Origin of the sequence: Nonomuraea sp. NPDC050478, from assembly GCF_044458265.1 — a bacterium.
Lineage (GTDB): Bacteria > Actinomycetota > Actinomycetes > Streptosporangiales > Streptosporangiaceae > Nonomuraea > Nonomuraea ferruginea.
Window position 1 is genome coordinate 502,925 of sequence record NZ_JBITHT010000002.1, and the last position, 24,233, is coordinate 527,157.

The following is a 24,233-nucleotide window of genomic DNA, read 5'->3' on the forward strand; positions in this document are numbered from 1 at the left end:
ATGTCCCGTCGTGACCTGATAGACCCGGAAAGCCGCATCCCCCTGGACGCGCTGCTCGGCATGATGCCCGGCGGCTTCAACGCCATCCCCGACATCGTCCAGCGCCGAGCCGCCGTCCAGGGCATGATGAGCGCGATCGAGGTGCCGGACAACCCGAACGTCACCAAGGAGGACCGGACCGTCCCCGGCCCCGACGGGGAACCCGACATCACCGTGCGGATCTACCGGCCGGTCAACGCGTCCGGCACCCTGCCCGGCATCTACTACATCCACGGCGGTGGCATGATCCTCGGCGACGTCGCCGGTGAGGACGCCAACGCGACGATGATCTGCGACCAGGTCGGCGCCGTCGTGGTCTCCGTCGAGTACCGCCTCGCCCCCGAGCACCCCCATCCCGCCCCGGTCGAGGACTGCTACGCCGGCCTGGCGTGGACCGCGAAGAACGCCGCCGACCTGGGCATCGACCCGGAACGCCTGGCCATCTACGGCGCCAGCGCCGGCGGCGGGCTGACCATCGGCACGGCGCTGCTGGCACGCGACCGCGGCGGGCCCGCGATCTCCTTCATGATGCCGATCTACCCGATGATCGACGACCGGAACGAGACGCCGTCGAGCCACGAGATCACCGACATCGGCATCTGGGACCGGGCGGGCAACATCGAGGCCTGGGCCTGGTACCTCGGCGGCAAGGACGCCGACCAGTACGCCGCCCCGACTCGCGCCGAGGACCTGTCCGGCCTCCCGCCGGCCTTCATCGACGTCGGCACCGTCGATCTCTTCCGGGACGAGGACATCGCCTTCGCACAGCGACTCATGCAGGCGGGCGTCCCGACCGAACTGCACGTCAACCCGGGCAGCTACCACGCCTCCGAGACGTTCGCCGCCGAGGCCCCGCTCTCCCTGCGGATCTGGGCCCGGCGCATCGAGGCGCTCAAGCGGGCCCTGGCCTGAGTGACAGCTCCGGCGCCGTGGGCGGGGCTCCCGCCCACGGCGCCGGTTGTGTCGATCGTCACGCCGGCCTGGCCAGCCTGGCGAAGGAGAGCACGACCACCGTGGACAGCAGCCATCCCAGCAGGCCGGCCACGTTGAGCAGCCCCGACACCAGCGAGCCGCCGCCGGTGCGCGTCTCCGGGTACCACGTCGCCCGCTGGCCCAGGGACAGGAGCGGCACGACGGTGTCGACGGTGTAGAAGAGCGGGTCGAAGCAGCGCACCTGGCCGTCACCGCACGGACCTGGCCGGGGATCCCGGCGGGACACGGTGACGGTGCTGTCGTCCTCCGGGGTCGCCGCCTCGACGGTGACCAGGCGGCCGTCCGCCGCGTACACGTTGCCGCGCGGGTCGGTGGCGCGCAGGGTCTCCTGCACGACGGGGGTGAGCAGCATGGCGTAGACGAGGACGAGCAGGGCGCCGAGCAGCCAGAGCACGCGTCCGGGGCGGTAGCCGTAGCCGACGGTGAGGCCGTAGAGGGCGTCGATGGTGTCCCTGATCCAGCCGCGCCGGGGCGCCCGGCGGCGCAGTTCCATGAGCAGGTGCTCGGCTTCGACCGGGCGGCCGTGCTGGCGGAAGACCCGGGCCGCCTGCTCGTACGGGCTCGCGTCGTACGAGGTCATGGACCGGAGCCAGTCGCGGCGCTGCCGCCAGTCCCAGGCGTCGTCGAAGCGGTCGTAGACGAAGCCGGAGATCGCCGTGTCGGACGGCCACCGGGTCACGTCGTCGGCGAGGACCGTGGTGGCCGCGCCGGTCAGGTCGACGTGCGGCGGCACTTCGGCCCAGCGCAGGCGCATGCCCTCGCGCGTGGTGGCCGACACGGCCTTGATGCCGGCGGTGAAGGTGCCGTCGTCGCAGTCGAGCCGGCCTTCCGCGGCGCACCGGTTGAGCACGACCTCGCCGTCCGCGGTGAAGCCGGCGCTGAGCAGGATCGGGCCCCGGATGAGGGCCTGTTCGAGGGAGAGCGCCTGGCCGCCGGGGTTGTGTAAGCGGGCGTTGCGGACGTTGACCACGCCGCCGACCGTCGCGGCGCGGAAGCCGAGCCGGCCTCCCTCGGTCTTCACCTCCCGCATGTTGACCATGCCGTCGATCACGGCGCCCTGGGCGGAGATGACGGAGGTCTCCTCCGGGTGGCTCCAGCGGGTGCCCCGCAACGTGAGGTCGCCCCGGATGTGGGCGCCGGCCAGGCGGAGCGTGCCCTCGACGGTCGCGCCCTCCTCGATGAGGAGTCTCGACCGCAGCTCGGCGTTGGTCAGGTCGAGGGCGCGGCCGCCGGGGACGGTGAAGACGCTCTCGCGGCTGATCTGGATGGTGCTGAAGGATCCCATGCTCAGGTCCACGCCGCCGCTGATCCTGCACTCGCCCTCGATGCCGAGGGGTCCGCCGACGACGAGTCCGGGGGCGCTGATGGCGGTGCCGGTGCTGCGGCCGCTGGTGTAGTTGACGCCGGTCACCGGGCCTGTGGGGTCGATGGTGGCATTACGGATCAGGACATGTCCGGAGATGCGGGTGTTGCCGAGATCGATCCGGCCGCGGACCAGCGGGCGCCTGCCGGTCTGGTCGTCGATGAGGAACACGCTGCCGCCGATCTCGGCGTCCCCCAGGTCCAGCGCCAGGTCCTGCTGGGGGCGGGTGAGGCTGGCGCCGGTCAGGTCCAGCGACCCCTCGACCCGCGCGCCGATCAGCCGCAGCGCGCCGCGCGCCTCGAACCGGTGCAGCAGCCGGATCGTCCCGCCGACCCTGATGCGATCCGCCTGGATCGCCCGGCCCTCGGACTCGATAAGCGTGTCCAGGCAGAGCAGGCGCCCGCCGATCTCCGACTCGCACAGCCAGACGGCCGCGGTGGACGAGGTGCTGGCGGGAGTCCGGAGGTCGCCGGTGATGCGGGACCTGGACAGATCCAGGTCCCGCCGTACGCGCAGGCCGTTGGCCAGCAGGCCGGGGACCGCGCAGCCGTCGAGCGCCAGCAGGTGGAGGTCGGCGCCGTCCAGGTCGAGGGGCTCGTCGAACACGCACCTGACGAAACGGAGCGGGAAGGTGACCGCCATCCCCGTCAGGTCGAGCCCGCCCGTGATCCTGGCCCCCTCGATCACCAGGCCGCGGGGGTCGATCTCCGCCGGTTCCCGCCGGCACACCTTGCGCACGAGATCGGCGTCGACGACGAGCTCTTCCCCGCGTGACGCCCGCACGACCTGGCCGGCCCGGCAGGCCCGCAGCAGGGCGGCCTCGCCGAAGGACGTCACGACGGGTACGCGATCGCAGACATGGCCATGAGGCCAACCTAGCGCTGAACGATCTCCGCGTCCCGGGCGGAGCCTAGCCGCCGTACAGCCCGGCGAGGCGCTCGCGCAGGTCGGCGCCGTAGTCCCGGTGGTAGACCTGGGCGGAGCAGTAGACGGGGCCGCCGTTACGTGACAGGCCGGACGTCCAGGTGGCGGCGTTCTCGACGCCGGGATCGCTCAGCTGGATGCCGGTCAGCGCGATGTCGTCCACACTCACGTCGACGAAGTAGTTCGTCACGCCCTTGAGCTCGAACAGCCGCCACTGGAGCTTCGCGCTCGTCCGCCCGGCCAGCTGGTCCGTCAGGTCGATCGTGGCCTTGGTCCACGTGTCCTTGGCGTCGGCGGTGACGTCCCGCTGCCACACCAGTTTCCCGTCCACGAGAAGCTGCTTCTTGTGGTAGCCGGCCGGGCTCTCGGAGCCGCGGCCGTCCCGGTGGTAGAAGGTGACCGTGCGCTTGGTCGCTCCGGGCGTCAGCTGGACCGTGCGCTCGGCGCCGCACCACATCCCGGCCTTGGTCGGAGTGCCGGACTCGACGACGAAGCTCAACCGTCCGTCGCCGGTGCGGGAGAGGTCGTCGGTCGCGGGGCGCGTCCAGTTGGCGTCGCGGGGCATGAGCGGGAGCTTGTACTGGATGACGCCCGCGGCCTCTCCCGCGCGGACGAGGTCGAGCGCCTGCTTCGTGATCGTCTCGACGTAGGACACCGTGGGCTTCTGCGCGGCGTGGCTCAGCGGGTGCGCGTACGGCATCACGTAGACGTCGGTGCCGGGAAGGCGCTGGGCGAGCTGCTTGACCTGGTAGGACAGGCTCCACGACCAGGAGGTGTCGCGGTGCGGCGAGTCCCTGAACGGGAAGATCACGCCGTCCAGGAGCGGGATCTGCTGGGCGATGAAGTCGTCGGTGAACTGCTTGTAGTAGACGGTCGGGTTGAACGTGAACGCCGGGTTGACCGCCTTGGCGGCGTCCCTCATCTGGCGGACGTACGCGAGGGTGAAGGTCTTCCCGATGTCGTAGGCGTAGTCGTCCACGGTCCAGCCGGCCAGGTTCGGGTGAGTCTTGGAGAGGGTGGCGAGCTCGCGGGACCAGGCCACGTAGTCGTGCTTGAACGGACGGGAGACGCAGCAGCCCTGCTGGCTCGGCGAGTACACCATCACCCACACCTTGATCCCGGCGTCGGCGGCGGCCGGCAGGAACTCCTCGCGCAGGTCCTCCCAGTGCACGTTGTCACCGGCCATCGGATAGACGTACGTGTTCGCGTCGAGAGCCTTCAGGGCCGCGATCATCGCCTTGGTGTCCATGTGCCTGATCCCGTCGTCCCGTGGCGCCTCCTCCCTGATGAGGTTGCCTTCCGTCCCCCGCACACCGGGGACGTCGGCGTGGACGACGCCGGGGATGAGCGCCGGCAGGAGGGCGGCGAGGGTCACGAGCGCCAGACGGGTCACGGGGGTCCTTCAAGATCAGACGATGGAGGGCCGTCAGCCTAGTGACCACCGGTATGCCGACGGTAAATCGTCAGCTCACGTGCGGCCAGCCGTCGGCGTCCCAGGCGAGCCGGTTGAGCCCGAGCTTGGGTGTGCCGCCGTCGTCGCCGTCGTAGTAGTGGTAGACGAGCACGTCGCGGCCGCGGTCGCGCATGACGCTCTGGCCGCCGGGGCCGACGAAGCGGCCGTGGGTCTCCAGCAGCAGGGTGCCGCCGCCGGTCATCATCGGCTGCCCGTCGCGGCCGGTGTACGGGCCGGTCGGGCTGGTCGAGCGGCCGACCTTGATCTTGTACGTGCTGTCCAGGCCCGCGCAGCAGCGGTCGTAGGAGGCGAACAGGTAGTAGTAGCCGCCGCGCTCGACGATGTCCGGCGCCTCGACCGCGTACGGCGCGTCGGGGCGGGTGGCGAGGTGGTACAGGGTGCGGTCCTTCTCGTGCCGCAGTCCGGTACGGGGGTCGAGGCGGATCATGCGGACGCCGGTCCAGTACGAGCCGAAGCTCAGCCACCAGCGGCCCTCGCGGTCGACGAGCAGGTTGGGGTCGATGGCGTTGTGGTCCATGCCGAGCTCCGTGGCGTACACGATGCCGCGGTCGGTCCAGCTTCCCGGGCGGCCGGTGCGGCTGGTGGCCAGGCCGATGGCCGAGTGGTTGCTGCCGAAGCTGGAGACGGCGTAGTACATCAGGTATTTCCCGCGTTCATGGGAGATGTCGGGGGCCCAGGGGTCGTTCTCGGCCGAGTACGTGCTCCACCAGGCGGGCGGCGTGTCGAACGCGTCGCCGGCGCGGGTGAACGTGACCCCGTCGGCGGAGGTGCGGGCCTCCAGGTGGCCGTGGGTGGAGTACAGGACGTAGCCGAACGGGGTGCGGATCATCGTCGGGTCGTGCACGACCGTGTCACCGGCGACCTGGCCGGGCGGCGGGTAGGCCAGCGCGGGAGTGGTGTTGAGCAGCAGGGTGACGACGGCCGCCATGACGGTGATGGCTGGGCGCACGATGGGTCCTCTCCTGGTGGGGGGTGGAGGAGACCGTGCGCCAGGGGTCGAGGGGAATATAGACACGAAACATGACAACGGTCAACGCCCTTGACTGGCGGTGGCAGTCGGCGTACTTTCATGCGGACACGCAGTGATAACGCTAACAGCGTCGCCGGAGACCGTGCGCCACACAGAACCCGGCCGCGCGGCACCGACTCACCCGAACCGGGCGAGCGCCTGGTCGTAGAACCGGTCGAAGTTGATCTTGAAGTCCCGGCCGTCGGCCGTGGTGAGGGCGATGGTCACGTATTGCGCGTCCGGTTTCGCCCGGATCTCGAAGGTGGTCCCCTCCAGCGGGACGGTCCTGCGGAGGACCTTGACCTCCCTGTCGATGGTGTGGACCACCTTCTCGTCCGAGATCGTCAGCCAGCCGCCGATCCAGCCGTTCTCACGGTCGATCGAGGTGAAGCCGTGGACGGCGCCGGGAACGGTCACCGACCCGTCGGCGTTCGACCTCGCGCGTGGCATCGTCCACCGATGTGGGGGGCTGCCTAAGATCGCGCCCAGTAACCCGAGAAAGAATTCGAGGATCACCCTCCCAGGCTACGTTCCAGGAGAGGACTGCGCGCCGGGCCAGCCCAGGAGGCGGGCGCCCAGGGTGGCCGTCTCCAGGGCGTGCCGCTGGATGGGCTGGCCGAGGTCGTAGCCGGTGAGTCGCTGGATCCGGCCGAGGCGGTAGGTCACCGTGCGGACGCCCACGTGCAGGCGGCTCGCCGTCGCGGTGGCGACGGCGCCGCTGGCGAAGTAGGCGAACAGCGTTTCCAGCAGGGTGGCGGGCCCTCCTCTGGCGGCCCGCAACGGGCCGAGCACGGCCTCGACGAGCTCGGCGATCGCCGCCCTGTCCCGCAGCAGCACCTGAAGGACGAGCAGCTCGGACGCGTACAGCACCTCCTGCTCCAGCTCCAGGAGGCGGCCGAACTCCACCACGCTGCGCGCCTCATCGAAGGAGCGCACCACCCCGCCGGGCCCCTCGTGCGCGCGGCCGACCCCGACGCGCAGCGACTCCTCCCCGCCCAGCGCCTGCCGCACGCGCGCGGCGAACGCCTCGCTCACGCCGTCCGCGTGACCGGGGGCCACGCACACCAGCAGGCCGTCCTTGGTGGCGATCAGCACGTCCCGTACGTCCATCGCGGCCTCGACATGGCGGGCGACGGGGCCGCCGTCGTGGAAGGGGCGGCCGGCCTCGGCGACGCAGACGAGGTGGGCGGCCGCCAGGCGCAGCCCGAAGCGCCCCGCGCGTTCGACCACCGTGCCGAGGTCCCCGCGCCCCTGGAGCAGGTCGTCGACGAACTCCCGGCGTACGGCCTCCTCCCGGCGGATCTCCAGCCGCTGGGCTCCCTCGTACCCCTCGACCAGCGCGCCGGCCGACCGGTCGGCGGCCCGGAAGATCGCCTCCCCCGCGGACCGCAGCTCCTGCGCCCGCCGCGCGCCGACGATCCCCGGCAGCGTCGGCCAGGCCAGCCAGGTGGCGCTCAGGTGGACGTCGATGACGGCGCGCAGCGGGATGCCGTCGCGTGCCGCCGTCTCACCGCACTCGCGCATGCGCGCCAGCGCCGCGCCGTCGAGATGCCCCTGGGTCCTGCTCACCTGGGCCAGCAGCGGCAGGTACTCGCCCAGCCAGCGGGCGGGCACGCCGCCCGCGTCGGCGCTCGCGCGTGCGGCGATCTCCTCGAGGTCGAATTCGGGTACGGTCACGGTGCGGCTCTCCCCCGAAGGCCCGCGCTCTGGATTGCCGAGGTCCGGCAAGCGTCACTGTAGCGTTCCAACCTGGCGCGCGGCGTCGCGGTCGTCGGCTTCGTGGATGCGCCGGTAGGCCCGGTTGCGCAGGCGCAGGATCACCGCGGCCAGCAGGGCGGCGGTGACCGAGCCTGCCAGCACCGCCAGCTTGACGTGGTCGCCGCCGGCCCCGAAGGCCAGCTCGCCAATGAGCAGCGACACCGTGAAGCCGATCCCGGCCAGGATCGACAGGCCCAGCACGTCGAGCCAGCTCAGCCCTTCGTCGAGCTGGGCGCGGGTGAACCGGGCCACCAGCCAGGTGGCGGCCATGATCCCGATCGGCTTGCCGGCGACGAGGCCGGCGACGACTCCCACGGCGACCGGGTCGGTGAGCGCGGTCGCGAGGCCGTTCAGCCCGCCGAGGTGCACACCGGCCGACAGGAACGCGAACAGCGGCACCGCCACCCCCGCCGACAGCGGCCGGAAGCGGCGCTCGAAGTGCTCGGCCGGCCCCCGGCCTTCGCCGCGGACGACGGGCACCGCGAAGGCGAGGAGCACGCCCGCGACCGTGGCGTGGACCCCGGAGGCGTGCACCAGCGCCCAGACCGCGAACGCCAGGGGCAGCAGCAGCCACCAGGAGCGGACCCCGCGCCGTACCAGCACCGCGAAGACCGCCAGCGGGACCAGGGCCGCGAGCAACGGGACCGGCGCCAGGTCACCGGTGTAGAAGACGGCGATGATGACGATGGCCATCAGGTCGTCGACCACGGCCAGGGTGAGCAGGAAGGTCCGCAGCGCCGGGGGCAGGAACGTGCCGAGGACCGCGAGCACCGCCAGCGCGAAGGCGATGTCGGTGGCCGTGGGGATCGCCCACCCGGCCGCGGCTCCGTCGACGTTCCTGGTGGCCAGCAGGTAGACCGCGGCGGGGACGACGACCCCGCCGAAGGCCGCCGCGACCGGCACCGCGGCCCGCCTCACCTGGCGCAGGTCGCCCGCGACGAACTCCCGTTTCAGTTCGAGCCCGGCGACGAAGAAGAAGACGGCAAGCAGCCCGTCGGCCGCCCAGGTCGCCAGGTCGAGGCGCAGATGCAGGGAGGCGGGGCCGACGGTGAAGCCGCGGATCGCCTCGTACACCCCCGACCAGGGCGAGTTCGCCCAGATCAGGGCCAGCGCCGCGCCGCCCAGCAGGAGAGCTCCTCCGATGGTCTCCTTGCGCAGGATGTCGGCGATGCGGCGGGCTTCCGCCCACGAGCCGCGGCCGAAGAGATGGCGGCGTCCGGCGTCGGTCATGGCCCTCCAGATGGGAAACGGTTTTCACATCAAGGCTGGTGTACGGGCATGACGGCGGACAACGACGGCGCCCCGCAGTCTCCCGGCGCGAACGTTGCCGACGACCGGCAAAGTCGCGGAGGACCCGGCGGAACACCGCCCGGACGCGGACCGCGCACAGTGATCGATCCCACGTGAGGAAGGCCTTTTTCAGGGGAGGGGGCATGTCATACGGGCACGAAGGAGGTACTGGTGGCGGGTGACGCGGGATCGATCCGGGTGGGGGTCGAGGAGGAGTTCCATGTGGTCTCCCTGGACACCCGGCGCCTGACCGGGCACGCCGATCTGCTGCTGGAGCAGTTGCCGCCCGATCGCTTCACCCACGAGCTGCAGCGTTCGATGGTGGAGTCCAACAGCTCGCCCTTCCTGCGGCTGGACGACCTGGCGCGGGACCTGGGCGACCTGCGGGGGCGGCTGATCGGGCTGGCCGACGAGGCGGGCCTGGGGATCAGCGCGGCGGGCAGCCCTCCGCTGGTGGACATGCACGAGCTGAAGGTCTCCCCGGACCCCCGCTACGAGCAGATGCTCAGCGACTACCAGCAGCTCACCCGTGAGCAGCTGATCTGCGGCACCCACGTACACGCGGAAGTGGACGATCCGGACCTGGCCGTCACCGTCGCGCACCGGCTGACGCCGTGGCTGCCGCCGCTGCTGGCGCTGTCGGCCAGCTCGCCCTACTGGGACGGCGACGACACCGGATACGCCAGCTACCGCAGCCTGGTGTGGCGGCGCTGGCCCACCGCCGGTCCCATCGCGAAGTACGACTCCGCCGCCGAGTACAAGGAGATGATCAAGGAGCTCATCCGGTCGGGGGTCATCAGCGATCCCGGGATGATCTACTACGACATCCGGCCTTCGCAGCATGTGCCCACGGTCGAGCTGCGGATCTGCGACTCCTGCCCCCGGCTTGAGGACATCGTGCTGATCGCGGGACTGTTCCGGGCGCTGGTGGCCAGGGAGCTGGAGGCGGTGCGCCAGGGCGTGGAGCGCGAGGTGCACCTGGAAGCGGTGCGAGCGGCGACGTGGCAGGCGGCGCGGTCCGGGCTGGAGGGCGAGCTCATCGACCCGGTGGGAGGCGTGCCGCGGGCCGCGCCCGTCGTGATCCGGCGCCTGGTCGAGGGCCTGCGGCCGCAGCTGGAGGAGTCGGCGGACTGGGAGCTCGTCTCCGGGCTGACGCGGGAGGCGCTGGCGCGGGGCAGCTCGGCGGCGCGCCAGCGCCAGGCGTTCGCCCGCCGGGGGCGGCTGGCCGACGTCGTGGACCTGCTGCTGGCCGAGACCCGGGCCTGCGAGTGGAACCGGCCCCTCGGCGACTCCCCGCCGTACCGGTCCGCGGCGTCCTGAAAGGGAGGGACGATGTGCGGGCTGAGTGGTGAGATCCGCTTCGACGACGCGGAGGCGGACCTCGGCGCCGTGGGCCGGATGACCGAGGCCATGCGCGACCGCGGGCCCGACGGCTCCGGCCTGTGGTCGCACGGGCCCATCGCGCTCGGCCACCGCCGCTTGAAGATCATCGACCTGTCGGAGAAGGCGGCCCAGCCCATGGTCGACGCCGAGCTGGGCCTGGCTGCGGTGTTCAACGGCTGCCTCTACAACTACCGGGAGCTGCGCGCCGAGCTGCGCCGCGCGGGCTACCGCTTCCAGTCCGGCTCCGACACCGAGGTGCTGGTGAAGGCGTTCCACCGGTGGGGCGCCGGATGCGTGGACCACTTCACCGGCATGTTCGCGTTCGCGGTCGCCGAACGCGGCGGCGGCAGGCTCACCCTGGGCCGCGACCGGCTCGGCATCAAGCCCCTGTATCTGTCCGAGGACGGCCGGCGGCTGCGCTTCGCCTCGTCGCTGCCCGCCCTGCTGGCCGCCGGCGGGGTGGACACCGGCATCGACCCGGTCGCCCTGCACCACTACATGACCTTCCACTCGCTGGTGCCCGGCGAGCGCACCATCCTGGCCGGGGTCCGCAAGCTGCCCGCGGCCACCGTACGGGTGATCGAGGCGGACGGCACGAGCACCGAGCACCGCTACTGGGAGCCCCGCCACCGGCGCCCGGCGGCGCCCGCGGACGACGGCGAGTGGCGCAGGGCCGTCCTCGACGCGCTGCGCACGGCGGTGCGCAGGCGCATGGTCGCCGACGTGCCGGTGGGCGTGCTGCTGTCCGGCGGGCTCGACTCCAGCCTGATCGTGGCGCTGCTGGCCGAGCAGGGGCAGCGGGAGCCGGCCACGTTCAGCATCGGGTTCGAGCCGGCCGGCGGCGAGCAGGGCGACGAGTTCGCCTACTCCGACCTGGTGGCCCGGCGCTTCGGCACCGACCACCACCGCATCCGCGTCCCGGACTCCCGCCTGGCGCAGGGGGTGGAGCAGGCGGTGCACGCGATGAGCGAGCCGATGGTCAGCCACGACTGCGTCGCCTTCCACCTGCTGTCGCGGGAGGTCGCCGGGCACGTCAAGGTCGTGCAGTCGGGCCAGGGCGCCGACGAGGTGTTCGCCGGCTACGACTGGTTCCCGCCGCTGGCCGGGGTGCCGCGCGAGCGGGCCGCGGACACGTACCTGGAGGCGTTCAGGGACCGCCCGCACCACGACCTGGCGCGTATCCTCGCGCCCGATCACCTGCTGGACTCCGACGTCAGCGGCGACCTCGTCCGCGCCCACCTCGCCAGGCCGGGCGCGGACACCGCGCTGGACGCCGTGCTGCGCCTGGAGACCACCGCCATGATGGTCGACGACCCGGTCAAGCGGCTCGACAACATGACGATGGCGCACGGCCTGGAGGCGCGCACGCCGTTCCTCGACCACGAGCTGGTCGAGCTGGCCGCGGCCTGCCCGGCCGAGCTCAAGCTGGCCGGCGGCGGCAAGGGCGTGCTCAAGGACGCCGCCCGCCGGATGCTGCCCGCCGAGGTCGTCGACCGGCCCAAGGGCTACTTCCCGGTGCCGGCGATCCGGCACGTCGAAGGGCGGCTCCTCGACCTCGTCCGCGACGCGCTCACCAGCCGGGCCGCCCGCGACCGCGGCCTGTTCCGGCGGGACTACGTCGACCGGCTGCTCGCCGACCCCGGCCGCGACAGGGCGGCGACAGGGGTGAACACGCTGTGGCAGCTCGGCCTGCTGGAACTGTGGCTGCAGGCCCACCTCGGATGACGCCGGAGATCATCGGCGGCCTGTCGCACCTGCCGTCGGCCGCCAGCCTGACCGCGTGGAGCTGCCTGGCGCCCGCCCTGGCCCCGGACGACAGCGCCGTCGCCTTCGTCAGCGACAGGGACGGCTCTCCCCGGGTGTGGATCCAGCCGGTCGGCGAGGACGCCGAGGCGTGGGTCGTCGACACCGGGCCGCAGCCCGCCGTCGACGTGAGCTGGGCGCCGACCGGTGCCCGGCTGGCCGTGCTGCTGGCTCCGGGCGGCGGCGAGCACACCCAGGTCTGGACGGTGCGGCCGCACGGCGGCGACCTGCGCCTGCTCTCCGCGCCCGCCGGAGGGTCGGCCGCGCTGGTCCGCTGGACGGGGCGGGGCGAGGAGGTACTGGTCGCCGAGACGTCGGCCGCCGGCCACACCCACGCCGTGCTGGCCGACGCCGCCACGGGCGGGCGTCAGGTCATCGCCACGGGCCGGTTGCTGTGGCCGGCGGCCATCAGCCGCGACCACGCCACGATGCTGCTGCGGCGGGGCCCGCGCGGACGGCGGCACATGTACGTGGCGACCCTCGTCGCCGAGGCGCTGGGCGCGCACCCGCCGAGCGGGGAACGGCCGCTGCTGCCCGGACTGCCGGGATCCACCGACGCCGGCGCCCTCTCCCCCGACGGCCGCACCGCGTACGTGGTCTCCGACGCCGGCCGCGACCGGGCCGCGCTGCTGGCGGTACGGCAGGGCGCGGACGCGGTCGTGCTGGCCGAGCGGCCGGACGCCGAGCTGGACCGGTTCGCGCTGAGCGCGGACGGGCGCCGCGCGCTGCTGGTGTGGAACGAGCACGGCCGCTCCGGGCTGGACGTGCTGGAGCTGGAGACCGAGCAGCCCAGGCCGCTGCCGCCGCCGCCCGCCGACGTGGTGACCTCCGCCAGGATCAGCTGGGACGGCACCCTGGCCGTCCTCGCCGCGGAGAGCCCCGGCGACCCCTCGCACGTGCTGCTGTGCGACCTGGACCGGGGCGGCTACCGGCGGGTCGCGGGCGCCGGCCGGCTGGCCACGGCGGCGGGTGCGGAGCTGGTGCGCTTCCCCGCCCGCGACGGCCTCGTCCTGGCCGCCTGGCTCTACCGGCCGCCGCACGTGCTGGGGCCGGCGCCGTTCCTGGTGTTCCTGCACGGCGGCCCCGAGGACCAGGAGCGTCCCACGTTCAACCCCCTCTACCAGAACCTGCTGGCCGCCGGGATCGGCGTGCTCGCCCCGAACGTGCGCGGCTCCGGCGGATACGGGCGCGCCTTCCGGCAGGCGGACGACCGCGAGCTGCGTTTCCGCGCCGTCGACGACGTGGCCGACTGCGTGGCCGGGCTGGTGCGCACCGGCGCCGCCGCGCGGGACCGGATCGCCTGCATGGGCTGGTCCTACGGCGGCTATCTGACGCTGGCCGCGCTCGTCACCCATCCGGGGCTCTTCCGCGCGGGCGTGACCGTGAGCGGCATCGCCGACTTCGAGACGTTCTACGCCCGCAGCGAGCCGTGGATCGCCGCGGCCGCGATCAGCGAGTACGGACACCCGGAGACCGACCGCGACCTGCTGCGCGCCCTGTCGCCGCTGCGCGCGTTCGACCGGCTGGCCGCCCCGCTGCTGGTCGTGCACGGGGCGCACGACACCAACGTGCCGCTGTACGAGGCCGAACAGGTCGTCGACGCGGCCACGGCCCGCGGCGTCCCGTGCGACCACCTCTTCTTCGAGGACGAGGGCCACGAGATCCGGCGGATCGGCAACCGGATCAGCTTCGTGACCAAGGTGGTGGACTGGCTGACGAACCGCCTGCACATCCACGGAGCCGGGTGACCGCCGGACCGCGGGGTCACTTCAGCAGGTCCCCGGCCTCCGCCGCGACCGCGTCCACCGGCACGTCGGTCACCCATGACACCTCGTGCCCGCACCGCCCGGCGTGCGGGTCGAGCCCGCCCGCGCCGCAGACCGGGCAGGCGGGCGTCCACGACACCAGCGGCCGGTGGCGGTGGCGGGAGAGCGGGCCGGCGTTGATCAGGTTGCCGCACCAGTAGACCGCCACCGTCGCCGTCCCCACCGCGGCCGCCAGGTGGCGCGGCCCGGTGTCGTTGGCCACCAGCAGATCGCACCGCTCGTACAGCGCGGCCAGCCCGCCCACGCTCAGCTCCCCGGCGACCGCGGCCGGTGGCCGCCGCATCGCCCCGGCCACCCTGGCCACCAGGTCGCGCTCCGCCCGCGACCCGGTGACCACGACCGGCCGGCCCAGCCGGTCCGCCACCGCGGCGAAGCGCTCCGGCGGCCACCGCCGCCTCGGGTCGTTGGCCCCCGGATGTATCGCGACCAGCCCTTCCGGCAGCTCGCCCAGCTCCGCCCGGTCGCGCGCCGTCACCGTCAGGCGCGGCTCGGTCAGGCTGGTGTGGCCGCCCACCAGTGCCGCGACCTCCAAATACCGCATCGTCTCGTGCTGGAAGTGGATGTACCGTACCCACCGGTCCAGCGGCGGCGCGTCCGGGGCGCGGAGCCCGGCCGTCGTCCCCGCGCCCAGCGCCCGCACGAACGGGTTGGAGTAGCGCCCGCCGCCATGGATCTGCACCGCCAGGTCGAAGCGCGACTCCCGCAGCCGCTCCAGCAGCCCGGCAGGCGCCCGGTGGCCGTCCTCGGAGGTGGACACCCCGGTGATCGGCGGCAGCGCGATCACCTCGTCCACCGGGCCCGGCCGCCCGGCCAGGAAGTCCGCGTGCCACGGCAGGGCGAGCAGCGTGAGCTCGGCGTCCGGGTAGGCGTTCCTGATCGCCTCGACGCCGGGCAGCGCCAGCAGGAAGTCGCCGAGCGCGTTGGCGCGCAGCACCGCGATCCGCCGCACCCCGGCGACCGTGCTCACGGCTGTCCCAGGACGGTCGTCGGCTGCTCCAGACGGTAGGCCCGGCCCGCTCCCCCGTACCGCTCCCTCACCCGCGGCCACCTCACCACGTCCTCGTACGCGGACTCCGCCGGCGGGTCGTGCGCGACGGGCGCCCGCGACCGGTCGGAGATCACCACGCGGGCGCCGGTCACGCGCCGCGCCGCCAGGCCGGCCAGGGTGACCAGCACGGGACGGTCCCTGGTCGGGACGAGCACGTCGAGGTCGCGGGCGTCGGGCACGGTTGCCGGGCTACCCCCGCCTTCGGGGCGACAAACCGGACAACCCTGCTGACCTGGGCATACGTCAGGTCACCGGTCCGGGCGTTCTCCGGCGCGGCGCTCGTCGCGCTGGTTGGCGCGCACGCTGGTGAGCGTGACGGTGAGCAGGACCGTGACGATGACGCCCAGCGAGGCGAGGGTCGGGATCTCGGGGACCTGCGGCCAGATGCCGTGCGCCCAGTGCAGGACGAGCTTGACGCCGATGAACGCCAGGATGAGCGCGAGCCCGTGGTTGAGGTAGCGGAGCTTGCTGAGGGCTCCCTGCAGCACGAAGTAGAGCGCCCGCAGGCCGAGCAGGGCGAAGGCGTTGGTGGCGAACACCAGGAACGGGTCCTCGGTGACGCCGTAGACGGCGGGCACGGAGTCGACGGCGAACACGATGTCCGTGGCGAAGACCGCCACGATGGCCAGCGCCAGCGGGGTCAGCGCGTACCGCCCGGCCTCCCTGACGACGAGCCGCGAGCCCCGGTAGTCGTCGGTCACCGGCACGAACCGGCGCAGCAGCCGGATCGAGCGGATGGAGGAGATGTCGACCTCCTGCTCCCGGCCGCTCGCCGCGTCCTTGAAGACCTTCCCGGCCGTCAGCACGAGGATCGCGCCGAACAGCAGGAACGCCCACGTGCCGCTCTGCAGGGCGGCGGCTCCGAGCGCGATGAAGACGGCCCGCAGCACCAGCGCCCCGATGATCCCGTAGAGCAGGACACGCTGGGCCAGCGCGGCGGGCACCGCGAAGGCGCCCAGCAGCAGCATGAACACGAACAGGTTGTCCACCGACAGCGACTTCTCCACGACGTAGCCGGTGAAGAACTCCACTGCCACGGTGGCCCCGGCCCACGCCCACAGGCCGAACCCGAACACCACGGGAAGGGCCAGGTAGAAGATCGACCAGCCGGCCGCCTCGCGCATCCGCACCTCGTGCGGGCGCCGCGTGACGACGAAGTCGAGTACGAGCAGGGCGACCAGCCCCGCGATGGTGATCGCCCACAGCTGGGGTGAGGCGATCGTCTGCAGTTCGACGGCAGCCAAGACTGACGTGGCGGGCATGCATCCTCCTCGAACGCTGAGCCGTTCGAGGTCTCCTTCACCCGCTTGACGCGGGCGGCCGCCCGGGGACCCGCCACAGGTCCGTACTGACCGGGTTCGACGCTTGGGAAGTACTCCCCTCGTTGCCCTCCACGGTAAAGCATCCGCAGAGGGTGATCCACCCGGGGATGCTCACGTACGGGCCGGGGGCTGCGTGCCCACCACTATATTGAGGCGGTGCATCACGCTTCTGAGATCCGTACGGTGACGACCGAGGCCGAGCTCCGGGAGATCGTGCCGGAGCCGTCGCAGGGCATCTGGGACAAGGACATCGGCCGGATCGACGAGCACGCCCGCGCGATCATCGCCCACTCGCCGCTCGTGCTGCTGGCGACCTCGAACCCCGACGGGACGTGCGACGTCTCGCCGCGCGGCGACCCGGCCGGGTCGGTGCTGGTCCTCGACGACCACCGCCTGGCGCTCGCCGACCGGCCCGGCAACCACCGCGTCGACAGCTTCCGCAACGTGCTGCGCAACCCCCACGTCGGGCTGCTGTTCATCGTGCCGGGGATGAACGAGACCCTGCGGGTCAACGGCCGCGCCACCCTCGTGGCGGACGCGCCGTTCTTCGACGACCTGGTGGCCCGGGGCAGGCGGCCCCGGCTGGCGGTGCTCGTGGACGTCGAGGAGCTCTACATGCACTGCGCGAAGGCGTTCCTGCGGTCGTCGCTGTGGAAGCCCGAGACCTGGCCGGCCCGCGACAGCCTGCCCACACTCGGGCAGATCGCCAAGGACCACCTGGGCCTCAGGGACGTTCCGGCGGAGGCGATCGACGAAGGGCTCGCCCTGGACGCCCGCACCAACCTGTAGTCAGGGCAGGAGGAGTGCCTTGATCGCGCGGCGCTCGTCCATCGCCCGGTAGCCCTCCGCGGCCTGGTCCAGTGGCAGGGTCAGGTCGAAGACCTGGCCGGGATCGATCTTCCTGTCGCAGATCAGCCCGATCAGCTCGGGAAGATACTGCCGCACCGGCGCCGGCCCGCCGTGCAGGTGCACGAGCGAGAAGAACAGCTCGTCGCCCTGCAGCGCGACGTCGTGGGAGACGCCGACGAAGCCGACGTAGCCGCCGGGGCGGGTGGAGCGGATGGCCTGCGTCATCGACTCCTGGGTGCCGACCGCCTCGATGACGCTGTGCGCGCCGAGCCCGCCCGTCAGCTCCTTGATCCGGGCCACCCCTTCGTCGCCGCGTTCGGTGACGATGTCCGTGGCGCCGAACCGGCGGGCCAGCTCCTGCCGGGGCGCGTGCCGGCTCATCGCGATGACCCGCTCGGCCCCGAGCTGCCCGGCCGCGAGGATCCCGCACAGTCCGACGGCGCCGTCACCGACGACCACGACGGTCTTGCCCGGCCCGGCCGCGGCGGCGACGGCGCCGAACCATCCGGTGCCCAGCACGTCGGAGGCGGCCAGCAGGCTCGGCACCAGATCGGCGTCCGGCATGCCGGGGGTCGCGACGAGCGTGCCGTCGGCGAGCGGTATCCGCGCCAGCTCGGACTGCGTGCCGATCGAGCCCATGAGCACCCGGTGGACGCAGCCGCTCTGGTAGCCCGCCCGGCAGATCTCGCAGGTGTTGTCGGAGGCCCAGAACGAGCCGACCACGAACTGACCCGGCCTGATGGTGGTGACCTGGCTGCCGACCTCCTCCACGACGCCGACGTACTCGTGCCCCATGGGAGCCGCCCCGTCGAGCTTCTCGACCCCCCGGTAGGGCCACAGATCGGATCCGCAGACGCAGGTCGCCGAGAGCCGGATGACCGCGTCGGTCGGCTCGACGATCACCGGGTCGGGACGGTCCTCGACGCGGACGTCGCCCGGAGCGTACAGAACTGCTCCACGCATGGTGAATCCCCTCTTCCACGTAGGTGTCAGGCTTCCCCCGCCCCGCTTCCGAAAACGGGAAGGCCGGGGCGGGGCGCCCGGGTTTACCCGGCCCAAGCCCTCGCCTCAGCTCCTCCGTACCTTCGCCGGGTAGGGAAGGACAGGCCAGCGGCCAGGGGAAGGGAAGACCATGTCCGATACCGATCGCCGCCCGCGCGTCATCCAGGGGCCGGAGAGCGTCCCGGTGTCGCTGAGGATCAACGGCAGGCCCCGGGTCCTCCAGGTCGAGCCGCGCGTGAGCCTGCTCGACGCGCTGCGCGAGCACCTCGGCCTGACCGGCACCAAGAAGGGCTGCGACCAGGGCACCTGCGGGGCCTGCACCGTGTGGTCCGACGGCCGGCGGGTGCTCGCCTGCCTCATGCTGGCCGTCACCGCCGCGGGCCGCGAGATCACCACGATCGAGGGGCTCGCCGGCGACGACGGGCCGCACCCGATGCAGCGGGCCTTCGTCGAGAACGACGCCTTCCAGTGCGGCTACTGCACCCCTGGACAGATCATGTCCGCGGTCAAGCTCATCGAGGAGGGCAACGCCGCCACCGACGAGGACATCGCCGAGTTCATGAGCGGCAACCTCTGCCGTTGCGCGGCGTACCCGAACATCCGCGCCGCCATCCGGCAGGTCCGCGACGGCGCGGGAGGCGCGTCGTGAGGCCGCTCACCTACAGCAGGGCCAGGGACGTCGGCGACGCGATCGCCCTGGCGGCGGCGAGTCCCGCGAGCGCCTTCCTGGCCGGCGGGACCAACGAGGTGGACCTGATCCGGGCGGGCGTCTCCCGCTCCGGCCACCTGGTGGACATCAACGACCTGCCGCTGACGGCCGTCGAGGACCGTCCCGGCGGCGGTCTGCGCATCGGCGCGCTCGCCCGCATGACCGACGTCGCGCGGGCGCCGATCGTCGTCCGCCGCTTCCCGGCGATCTCCCGGGCGCTGCTGCTGGGCGCCTCCGAGCAGTTGCGGAACATGGCGACGATGGGCGGCAACCTCTGCCAGCGCACCCGCTGCCCCTACCTGCGCGACGGCGTCTCGCCCTGCAACAAGCGCGAACCGGGGACGGGCTGCTCGGCGCTCGACGGGCTGAACCGGGGCCACGCGATCCTCGGCACCAGCGAGCGCTGCATCGCCACCCACCCGTCGGACGTCGCCGTCGCGCTGGTGGCGTTCGACGCCGTCATCCGGACGGCGGGGCCCGGCGGCGAGCGGGCGATCGCGGCCGACGACTTCTTCCTTCTTCCCGGCGACACGCCCGAGGTCGAGCACCCGCTGGCGCACGGCGAGCTGATCGTCGGGATCGACGTTCCCGGCGAGCCGCTCGGCCGCGGCTCGGTCTACCTCAAGTTCCGCGACCGGCAGTCGTACGAGTTCGCCCTCGTCTCGGTCGCGGCGGCCGTGGAGGCGGAGGACGGGATCGTCACCGGCGTCCGGCTCGCTCTGGGCGGGGTCGGCACGAAGCCCTGGCGGGCGAGGCGGGCGGAGGCGGCGCTCGTCGGCGGCCCGGCGGACGAGGCGGCCTTCCGGCGGGCCGCCGCGCTCGAACTCGACGCCGCCGTGCCTCGCCGGTACAACGCGTTCAAGGTCGAGCTCGCGCGCCGCGCGGTGGTGCGCGGTCTGACCCACAGCCTGAGGGGAGCCCGGCCATGACCACGGTCGGCACGCCGGTCACGCGGGTGGACGGCCCGGCGAAGGTGACCGGCGCCGCGCGGTATTCAGCGGAGATCTCGCCGCCGGGGGCGGCGCATCTCGCGATCGTCGGCGCGTCCGTCGCCGCCGGCCGGGTGTCCGCGATGGACACCGCCGCGGCGCACGCGGCGGAGGGCGTCCTGTCGGTGCTCACCCACGAGAACCTGCCGAGGATCGCCGCGCCGCCGCGCCTGCTGCCGTCGCTGGCGGGCCTGACCGCGCCCGGCGAGAGCTTCTTCCCGATGCAGGACACCGTCGTGCACTACGCGGGACAGCCGGTGGCCCTGGTCGTCGCCGAGACGTACGAGCAGGCCCGGTACGCGGCTTCGCTGGTGCGCGTCTCGTACGACGTCGTCCAGGCGACCGCCACGATCGAGCAGGGGCGCGGCCGGTCGTACGAGGCGGAGCGCCTGTTCGGCGGGCTGCTGCCGGGGCGCGAGGAGCGCGGCGACGCCGAAGCCGGCCTGGCCCGGGCCGACGTGCGGGTGGAGGCCCGCTATCGGATGGCGGCCAACCACCACAACGCCCTTGAGGCGCCGTCGACGGTCGCCGTCTGGGACGGCGACGACCTGACGTTGTACGAGTCGACCATGGGCGTGCGGGCCACCCAGCAGACCGTGGCCCACCTGCTCGGCCTGCCCGTCTCCCGCGTCCGCGTCATCACGTCCTTCGTCGGCGGCGCGTTCGGCTCCAAGGCGATGGTGTGGCCGCACACGACGCTCACCGCCATGGCCGCGCGGCACGTCGGCCGGCCGGTGAAGCTGATGCTCACCCGGCCGCAGATGTTCACCTCGACGGGGCACCGCGAGGAGCAGGAGCAGAGCATGGCGCTCGGCGCCACCCGGGACGGCCGGCTGACCGCGATCCGGCACGAGAAGCTGTCGGTCACCTCGCCGTTCGACGACTGGGCCGAGCCCGCGACCGGCGTCTCGTCGCAGCTGTACGCGTGCGGCGACTACCTCGGCGTGCACCGCCTCATCAGGGGCAACACCATGACGCCGACCTTCACCCGGGGCCCCGGTGAGACCCTCGGCGTCTTCACCCTTGAGGCGACGATGGACGAGCTGGCCTACCGGCTCGGGATCGACCCGCTCGACCTGCGGCTGCTCAACCACGCGCGGACCGACCCGCACGGCAACCCGTGGTCCAGCGGCGGGCTGGAGGAGTGCCTCCGCCTCGGCGCCGAACGATTCGGCTGGTCCGGGCGTGACCCGGCCCCGCGCACGCGGTCCGACGGAGACTGGCTGATCGGCACCGGGATGGCGGCCGCGGCGTACCCGGTGGCGTTGTTCATGCCGCCCCAGCGCGCCCGGGCCCGTCTCTTCGCCGACGGCAGCGCGGTCGTGCAGACCTCGACGCAGGAGATCGGCACCGGCGTGCTCACCATCGCCACCCAGGTCGGAGCGGACGCGCTCGGTGTCACCCTCGCCGACCTGCAGGTCCAGGCCGGCGACACCGATCTGCCCAACAGCACGGCGGCGGTGGGCTCGACCGGCGCGGGCATGGTCAGCTCCGCCGTCCACGCCGCCGGCACCGCGCTGCGCGAGCAGCTCGTCGCGCTGGCGGTGGGTGACGAGGCGTCACCGCTGCACGGCGTCGCCCCCGCGTCGGTGACCGTGGCCGCCGGGCGCCTGTCCTCCGCCGAACATCCCGGCGCCGCCGACACGTACCGTGAGCTGCTCGAACGCCACCACCTGTCCGACGCGGAGGCGACGGGCACGTGGCGTCCGCCGCCGCTGGACACGCCGCACGGCCTGCTCACCTTCGGCGCCCAGTTCGCCGAGGTCGCCGTGGACCCGGAGTTCGGCCTCGTCCGCGTCCGCCGGCTGAGCGGCGCGTTCGCGCCCGGACGGGTGCTCAACCCGCTCCTGGCCCGCAGCCAGCTGTTGGGCGGCATGCTCTGGGGCCTGGGCCAGGCTCTCCTGGAAGGCAACCACGCGGACCCGCGCACGGGCCGCTGGGCCGCGGCGAACCTGGGCGAGTACCTCGTGCCGGTCAACGCCGACGCGCCCGAGGTCACGGTCGACCTCGTCGAGGTGCGCGACGAGGTCGTCGGCCCGCTCGGCGTCAAGGGGGTCGGGGAGATCGGTCAGGTCGGGGTGGCCGCCGCCATCGCCAACGCCGTCTTCCACGCGACCGGCCGCCGGGTCCGCGGCCTGCCCATCGCGCCCGAGACGGTGATGGACCCGGCCTGGTGACGGCCCGGGGGACCGCGAGCGACGGCTCGCGCCGCTCGCGGCGCATGGTCACCTGGACGCGAGCATGCCGTGCGGGTCGATCACGTACTTGCGCGCCGCGCCCTCGTCGAACTCGTGGTAGCCGCGCGGGGCGTCGTCCAGCGAGATCGGGGTGGCGTTGACCGCCTTGGCGATCTGCACGCGGTCATGCAGGATCGCCTGCATGAGCTGGCGGTTGTACCGCATGACCGGGCACTGGCCGGTGACGAAACTGAGCGACTTGGCCCAGCCGAGACCGATCTGGATCGACAGCGAGCCCTGCTTGGCCGCCTCGTCCGCCGCGCCGGGGTCACCGGTCACGTAGAGTCCCGGGATGCCGAGCGCGCCACCCGCCCGGGTGACGTCCATCACCGTGTTGAGCACGGTCGCGGGCTGCTCCTTCTCCGCCTCCTTGCCGTGGCCGCGGGCCTCGAAGCCGACGGCGTCCACGGCGCAGTCCACCTCGGGCTCGCCGAGGATCTGCTCGATCTGGTCCTTCGGCTCGCCCTCGGCCACGTTGACGGTCTCGCAGCCGAAGCTCCTGGCCTGCTCCAGACGGTCCTTGTTCAGGTCGCCGACGATGACGACGGCGGCGCCGAGCAGGAACGCCGAACTCGCCGCGGCGAGCCCGACCGGTCCGGCCCCGGCGATGTAGACGGTCGAGCCCGGCCCCACCCCGGCGCTCACACAGCCGTGGAACCCCGTCGGGAAGATGTCCGAGAGCATGGCCAGGTCGAGCATCTTCTCCATCGCCTGGTCCTTGTCCGGGAACTTCAGCAGGTTCCAGTCGGCGTACGGCACCAGGACGTACTCCGCCTGGCCGCCCACCCAGCCGCCCATGTCGACGTAGCCGTAGGCGGAGCCGGGCCGGTCCGGGTTGACGTTCTCGCAGATGCCGGTCTTGCGTTCCTTACAGTTGCGGCAGCGGCCGCAGGAGATGTTGAACGGCACGGACACGAGGTCGCCGTTCTTGACGTACTCGACGTCGGGGCCGGTGTCGACCACCTCGCCGGTGATCTCGTGACCGAGGATGAGGCCCGTCGGGGCCGTGGTACGGCCTCGGACCATGTGCTGGTCGCTTCCGCAGATGTTGGTCGCGACCGACTTGAGTATCGCCGCGTGGGGCAGTTTGCGGCCCACGTTGGCCGGGTTGACGCCCGGACCGTCCTTGAGTTCGTAGTCGGGATAGTCGGTCACGCGTACCTCGACCTTGCCGGGGCCCTCGTAGGAGACTCCTCTGTTACCTGACATGACGTGCCCTCTCCCTTGTACGGGGTGCGAATGGCGGGTGGTCACGTGGTCATCGATCACCCCCGGGGCCGGGGCGGCGGCGTGGGCCGTGCGCCGGGCGGTCGCGTACCAGGTCGTCGCGAGAGCTCCGGGCCACCGGGACGTCCCGCGCGAGGTCCTCCTCGTCACCCGGCCGCCGGGTGCCGGTGATCTCCCCGGCGGTGCCCTGCTCGGCCGCCTCGGGCAGCTCGCGCGCCGGGCGCGCCACCTGGTCGTACACGAGCACGGCGAGTACGGCTCCGACGACCGGGCCGATGATGTAGACGCCGAACTCCGACCATGGCGTGTCACCGCCGAACACGCTCGTCGTCAGGTACGGGCCGAAGGTGCGGGCGGGGTTGACGGAGCCGCCCGTCATGGGGCCGATCACGAAGATCTCGCAGGCGACGGCCATGCCGATGATCCACCCCGCCCAGCCGCTCGGCGCCCGGCGGTCCACGGCCATCGCCATGATGGTGAGCATCAGCAGGAACGTGCCCATCACCTCCAGCAGGATGCCCTGCCCATAGCTCACGCCCTCACCGAGAGCGGTGAGCCCGGTGCCCAGGTCGGCGGCCCGGCGGCCGAAGCCGCCCACGATGAGCAGACCGCCGGCGAACGCCCCGATGAGCTGCGCCACGATGTACGGTGGCACCTCCGCCCACGGGAACCTGCGGCCCGCCGCCAGGGCGAGGGTGACGGCCGGGTTGATGTGCGCGCCCGACGTGGTGCCGAAGGCGTAGATGACGAGCGCGACGACCACGGCGAACGACAACGAGATGAAGCCGAGCGCGGCGTAGGAAAGTTCACCGTTGCCCATGAGCAACGCGGCCACCACGGATCCCGGACCGAAGATCACCAGCAGCATTGTCCCGATGGCTTCCGCGACGAGCCGCCGTGGAAGGTCTCCGACCATCGCAACCCCCAGATGACGATGGTTCACAATCCCCCTGATTTCCCAATATATATACCCAGGTCCAGGCCCCTA

The 24,233-nt window shown here is 72.7% G+C and carries 20 protein-coding genes; 8 read left to right on the forward strand and 12 right to left on the reverse strand.

Annotated features, from left to right (window positions below; all coding sequences use genetic code 11):
• A complete protein-coding gene (locus ACIBF7_RS10400; protein ID WP_271275817.1) occupies positions 1-951 on the forward strand; it encodes an alpha/beta hydrolase in 951 nt (316 codons plus the stop codon).
• A 58-nt stretch (positions 952-1,009) separates the two neighbouring features.
• On the opposite strand, the gene ACIBF7_RS10405 is transcribed toward ACIBF7_RS10400, so the two are convergent.
• The 6 genes from ACIBF7_RS10405 to nhaA all read right to left on the reverse strand — a co-directional run bounded on the left by ACIBF7_RS10405 (position 1,010) and on the right by nhaA (position 8,790).
• Positions 1,010-3,232: a hypothetical protein gene (locus ACIBF7_RS10405; protein ID WP_397196923.1), complete on the reverse strand. Its 2,223-nt coding sequence runs from the start codon at positions 3,230-3,232 to the stop codon at positions 1,010-1,012.
• A 73-nt stretch (positions 3,233-3,305) separates the two neighbouring features.
• On the reverse strand, positions 3,306-4,712 hold the full coding sequence (locus tag ACIBF7_RS10410; protein WP_271280012.1) for a hypothetical protein: 1,407 nt from the start codon (positions 4,710-4,712) through the stop codon (positions 3,306-3,308).
• Between the two features lie 70 nt (positions 4,713-4,782).
• Positions 4,783-5,742 carry an arabinan endo-1,5-alpha-L-arabinosidase gene (locus ACIBF7_RS10415; RefSeq protein WP_364227993.1) on the reverse strand — a complete coding sequence of 320 codons (960 nt, stop codon included), beginning with the start codon at positions 5,740-5,742 and terminating at the stop codon, positions 4,783-4,785.
• A gap of 198 nt (positions 5,743-5,940) precedes the next feature.
• Complete coding sequence (locus ACIBF7_RS10420) at positions 5,941-6,252, reverse strand: hypothetical protein (protein ID WP_271280010.1); 312 nt, start codon at positions 6,250-6,252, stop codon at positions 5,941-5,943.
• A gap of 75 nt (positions 6,253-6,327) precedes the next feature.
• Positions 6,328-7,479: a CdaR family transcriptional regulator gene (locus tag ACIBF7_RS10425; RefSeq protein ID WP_271280009.1), complete on the reverse strand. Its 1,152-nt coding sequence runs from the start codon at positions 7,477-7,479 to the stop codon at positions 6,328-6,330.
• Positions 7,480-7,533: 54 nt separating this feature from the next.
• On the reverse strand, positions 7,534-8,790 hold the full coding sequence (nhaA, locus tag ACIBF7_RS10430; RefSeq protein WP_271280008.1) for a Na+/H+ antiporter NhaA: 1,257 nt from the start codon (positions 8,788-8,790) through the stop codon (positions 7,534-7,536).
• A gap of 231 nt (positions 8,791-9,021) precedes the next feature.
• Between nhaA and ACIBF7_RS10435 the strand changes: the two genes are divergently transcribed.
• The 3 genes from ACIBF7_RS10435 to ACIBF7_RS10445 are packed head-to-tail and all read left to right on the forward strand — an operon-like array spanning position 9,022 to position 13,784.
• Positions 9,022-10,170, forward strand: coding sequence for a glutamate--cysteine ligase (locus ACIBF7_RS10435; protein WP_271280007.1), 1,149 nt, complete (start codon positions 9,022-9,024; stop codon positions 10,168-10,170).
• A 12-nt stretch (positions 10,171-10,182) separates the two neighbouring features.
• Positions 10,183-11,958, forward strand: coding sequence for an N-acetylglutaminylglutamine amidotransferase (locus tag ACIBF7_RS10440; RefSeq protein ID WP_219548675.1), 1,776 nt, complete (start codon positions 10,183-10,185; stop codon positions 11,956-11,958).
• Positions 11,955-13,784, forward strand: coding sequence for a S9 family peptidase (locus tag ACIBF7_RS10445; RefSeq protein ID WP_397196924.1), 1,830 nt, complete (start codon positions 11,955-11,957; stop codon positions 13,782-13,784). Before ACIBF7_RS10440 ends, ACIBF7_RS10445 begins: the two co-directional genes overlap by 4 nt.
• 16 nt (positions 13,785-13,800) lie before the next feature.
• Here ACIBF7_RS10445 and ACIBF7_RS10450 read toward each other — a convergent pair whose 3' ends face one another.
• From ACIBF7_RS10450 to ACIBF7_RS10460, 3 genes are all read right to left on the reverse strand, one after another.
• Positions 13,801-14,829 (reverse strand): glycosyltransferase family 9 protein, encoded by a 1,029-nt coding sequence (locus ACIBF7_RS10450; protein ID WP_397196925.1) that lies wholly within the window; start codon positions 14,827-14,829, stop codon positions 13,801-13,803.
• Positions 14,826-15,089 carry a hypothetical protein gene (locus ACIBF7_RS10455; RefSeq protein WP_397196926.1) on the reverse strand — a complete coding sequence of 88 codons (264 nt, stop codon included), beginning with the start codon at positions 15,087-15,089 and terminating at the stop codon, positions 14,826-14,828. The genes ACIBF7_RS10450 and ACIBF7_RS10455 overlap by 4 nt, the downstream gene beginning before the upstream one ends.
• A gap of 69 nt (positions 15,090-15,158) precedes the next feature.
• The gene (locus tag ACIBF7_RS10460; protein WP_397196928.1) at positions 15,159-16,172 is read right to left on the reverse strand and encodes a TerC/Alx family metal homeostasis membrane protein; all 1,014 of its coding nucleotides are present in this window, start codon (positions 16,170-16,172) and stop codon (positions 15,159-15,161) included.
• Positions 16,173-16,388: 216 nt separating this feature from the next.
• Here ACIBF7_RS10460 and ACIBF7_RS10465 point away from each other — a divergent pair, with 216 nt between their 5' ends.
• Positions 16,389-17,021 (forward strand): pyridoxamine 5'-phosphate oxidase family protein, encoded by a 633-nt coding sequence (locus ACIBF7_RS10465; protein ID WP_222708974.1) that lies wholly within the window; start codon positions 16,389-16,391, stop codon positions 17,019-17,021.
• Here the strand turns inward: ACIBF7_RS10465 and ACIBF7_RS10470 are convergent, their stop codons facing one another.
• Positions 17,022-18,044 (reverse strand): zinc-dependent alcohol dehydrogenase family protein, encoded by a 1,023-nt coding sequence (locus ACIBF7_RS10470; RefSeq protein ID WP_397196929.1) that lies wholly within the window; start codon positions 18,042-18,044, stop codon positions 17,022-17,024.
• A gap of 169 nt (positions 18,045-18,213) precedes the next feature.
• Between ACIBF7_RS10470 and ACIBF7_RS10475 the strand changes: the two genes are divergently transcribed.
• The 3 genes from ACIBF7_RS10475 to ACIBF7_RS10485 are packed head-to-tail and all read left to right on the forward strand — an operon-like array spanning position 18,214 to position 21,958.
• A complete protein-coding gene (locus tag ACIBF7_RS10475) occupies positions 18,214-18,732 on the forward strand; it encodes a (2Fe-2S)-binding protein (protein WP_271279942.1) in 519 nt (172 codons plus the stop codon).
• Positions 18,729-19,721 (forward strand): xanthine dehydrogenase family protein subunit M, encoded by a 993-nt coding sequence (locus ACIBF7_RS10480; RefSeq protein WP_364227977.1) that lies wholly within the window; start codon positions 18,729-18,731, stop codon positions 19,719-19,721. The genes ACIBF7_RS10475 and ACIBF7_RS10480 overlap by 4 nt, the downstream gene beginning before the upstream one ends.
• Entirely contained in the window at positions 19,718-21,958 is a 2,241-nt protein-coding gene (locus ACIBF7_RS10485) for a xanthine dehydrogenase family protein molybdopterin-binding subunit (RefSeq protein WP_397196930.1), read from the forward strand. Before ACIBF7_RS10480 ends, ACIBF7_RS10485 begins: the two co-directional genes overlap by 4 nt.
• A gap of 48 nt (positions 21,959-22,006) precedes the next feature.
• On the opposite strand, the gene fdhA is transcribed toward ACIBF7_RS10485, so the two are convergent.
• Positions 22,007-23,227, reverse strand: a complete 1,221-nt coding sequence (gene fdhA / locus ACIBF7_RS10490; RefSeq protein ID WP_219548689.1) for a formaldehyde dehydrogenase, glutathione-independent — start codon at positions 23,225-23,227, stop codon at positions 22,007-22,009.
• Between the two features lie 49 nt (positions 23,228-23,276).
• The gene (locus ACIBF7_RS10495; protein ID WP_148032194.1) at positions 23,277-24,161 is read right to left on the reverse strand and encodes an MIP/aquaporin family protein; all 885 of its coding nucleotides are present in this window, start codon (positions 24,159-24,161) and stop codon (positions 23,277-23,279) included.
• Positions 24,162-24,233 lie beyond the last annotated feature (72 nt).

Bases quoted from the DNA above. Each gene is read 5' to 3' on its own strand.
- ACIBF7_RS10400 (WP_271275817.1), top strand. From the start codon at position 1: ATGTCCCGTCGTGACCTGATAGACCCGGAAAGCCGCATCCCCCTGGAC.
- ACIBF7_RS10420 (WP_271280010.1), bottom strand. From the start codon at position 6,252: ATGCCACGCGCGAGGTCGAACGCCGACGGGTCGGTGACCGTTCCCGGC.
- nhaA (WP_271280008.1), bottom strand. From the start codon at position 8,790: ATGACCGACGCCGGACGCCGCCATCTCTTCGGCCGCGGCTCGTGGGCG.
- ACIBF7_RS10440 (WP_219548675.1), top strand. From the start codon at position 10,183: ATGTGCGGGCTGAGTGGTGAGATCCGCTTCGACGACGCGGAGGCGGAC.
- ACIBF7_RS10445 (WP_397196924.1), top strand. From the start codon at position 11,955: ATGACGCCGGAGATCATCGGCGGCCTGTCGCACCTGCCGTCGGCCGCC.
- ACIBF7_RS10460 (WP_397196928.1), bottom strand. From the start codon at position 16,172: ATGCCCGCCACGTCAGTCTTGGCTGCCGTCGAACTGCAGACGATCGCC.
- ACIBF7_RS10470 (WP_397196929.1), bottom strand. From the start codon at position 18,044: ATGCGTGGAGCAGTTCTGTACGCTCCGGGCGACGTCCGCGTCGAGGAC.
- ACIBF7_RS10475 (WP_271279942.1), top strand. From the start codon at position 18,214: ATGTCCGATACCGATCGCCGCCCGCGCGTCATCCAGGGGCCGGAGAGC.
- ACIBF7_RS10485 (WP_397196930.1), top strand. From the start codon at position 19,718: ATGACCACGGTCGGCACGCCGGTCACGCGGGTGGACGGCCCGGCGAAG.
- fdhA (WP_219548689.1), bottom strand. From the start codon at position 23,227: ATGTCAGGTAACAGAGGAGTCTCCTACGAGGGCCCCGGCAAGGTCGAG.
- ACIBF7_RS10495 (WP_148032194.1), bottom strand. From the start codon at position 24,161: ATGGTCGGAGACCTTCCACGGCGGCTCGTCGCGGAAGCCATCGGGACA.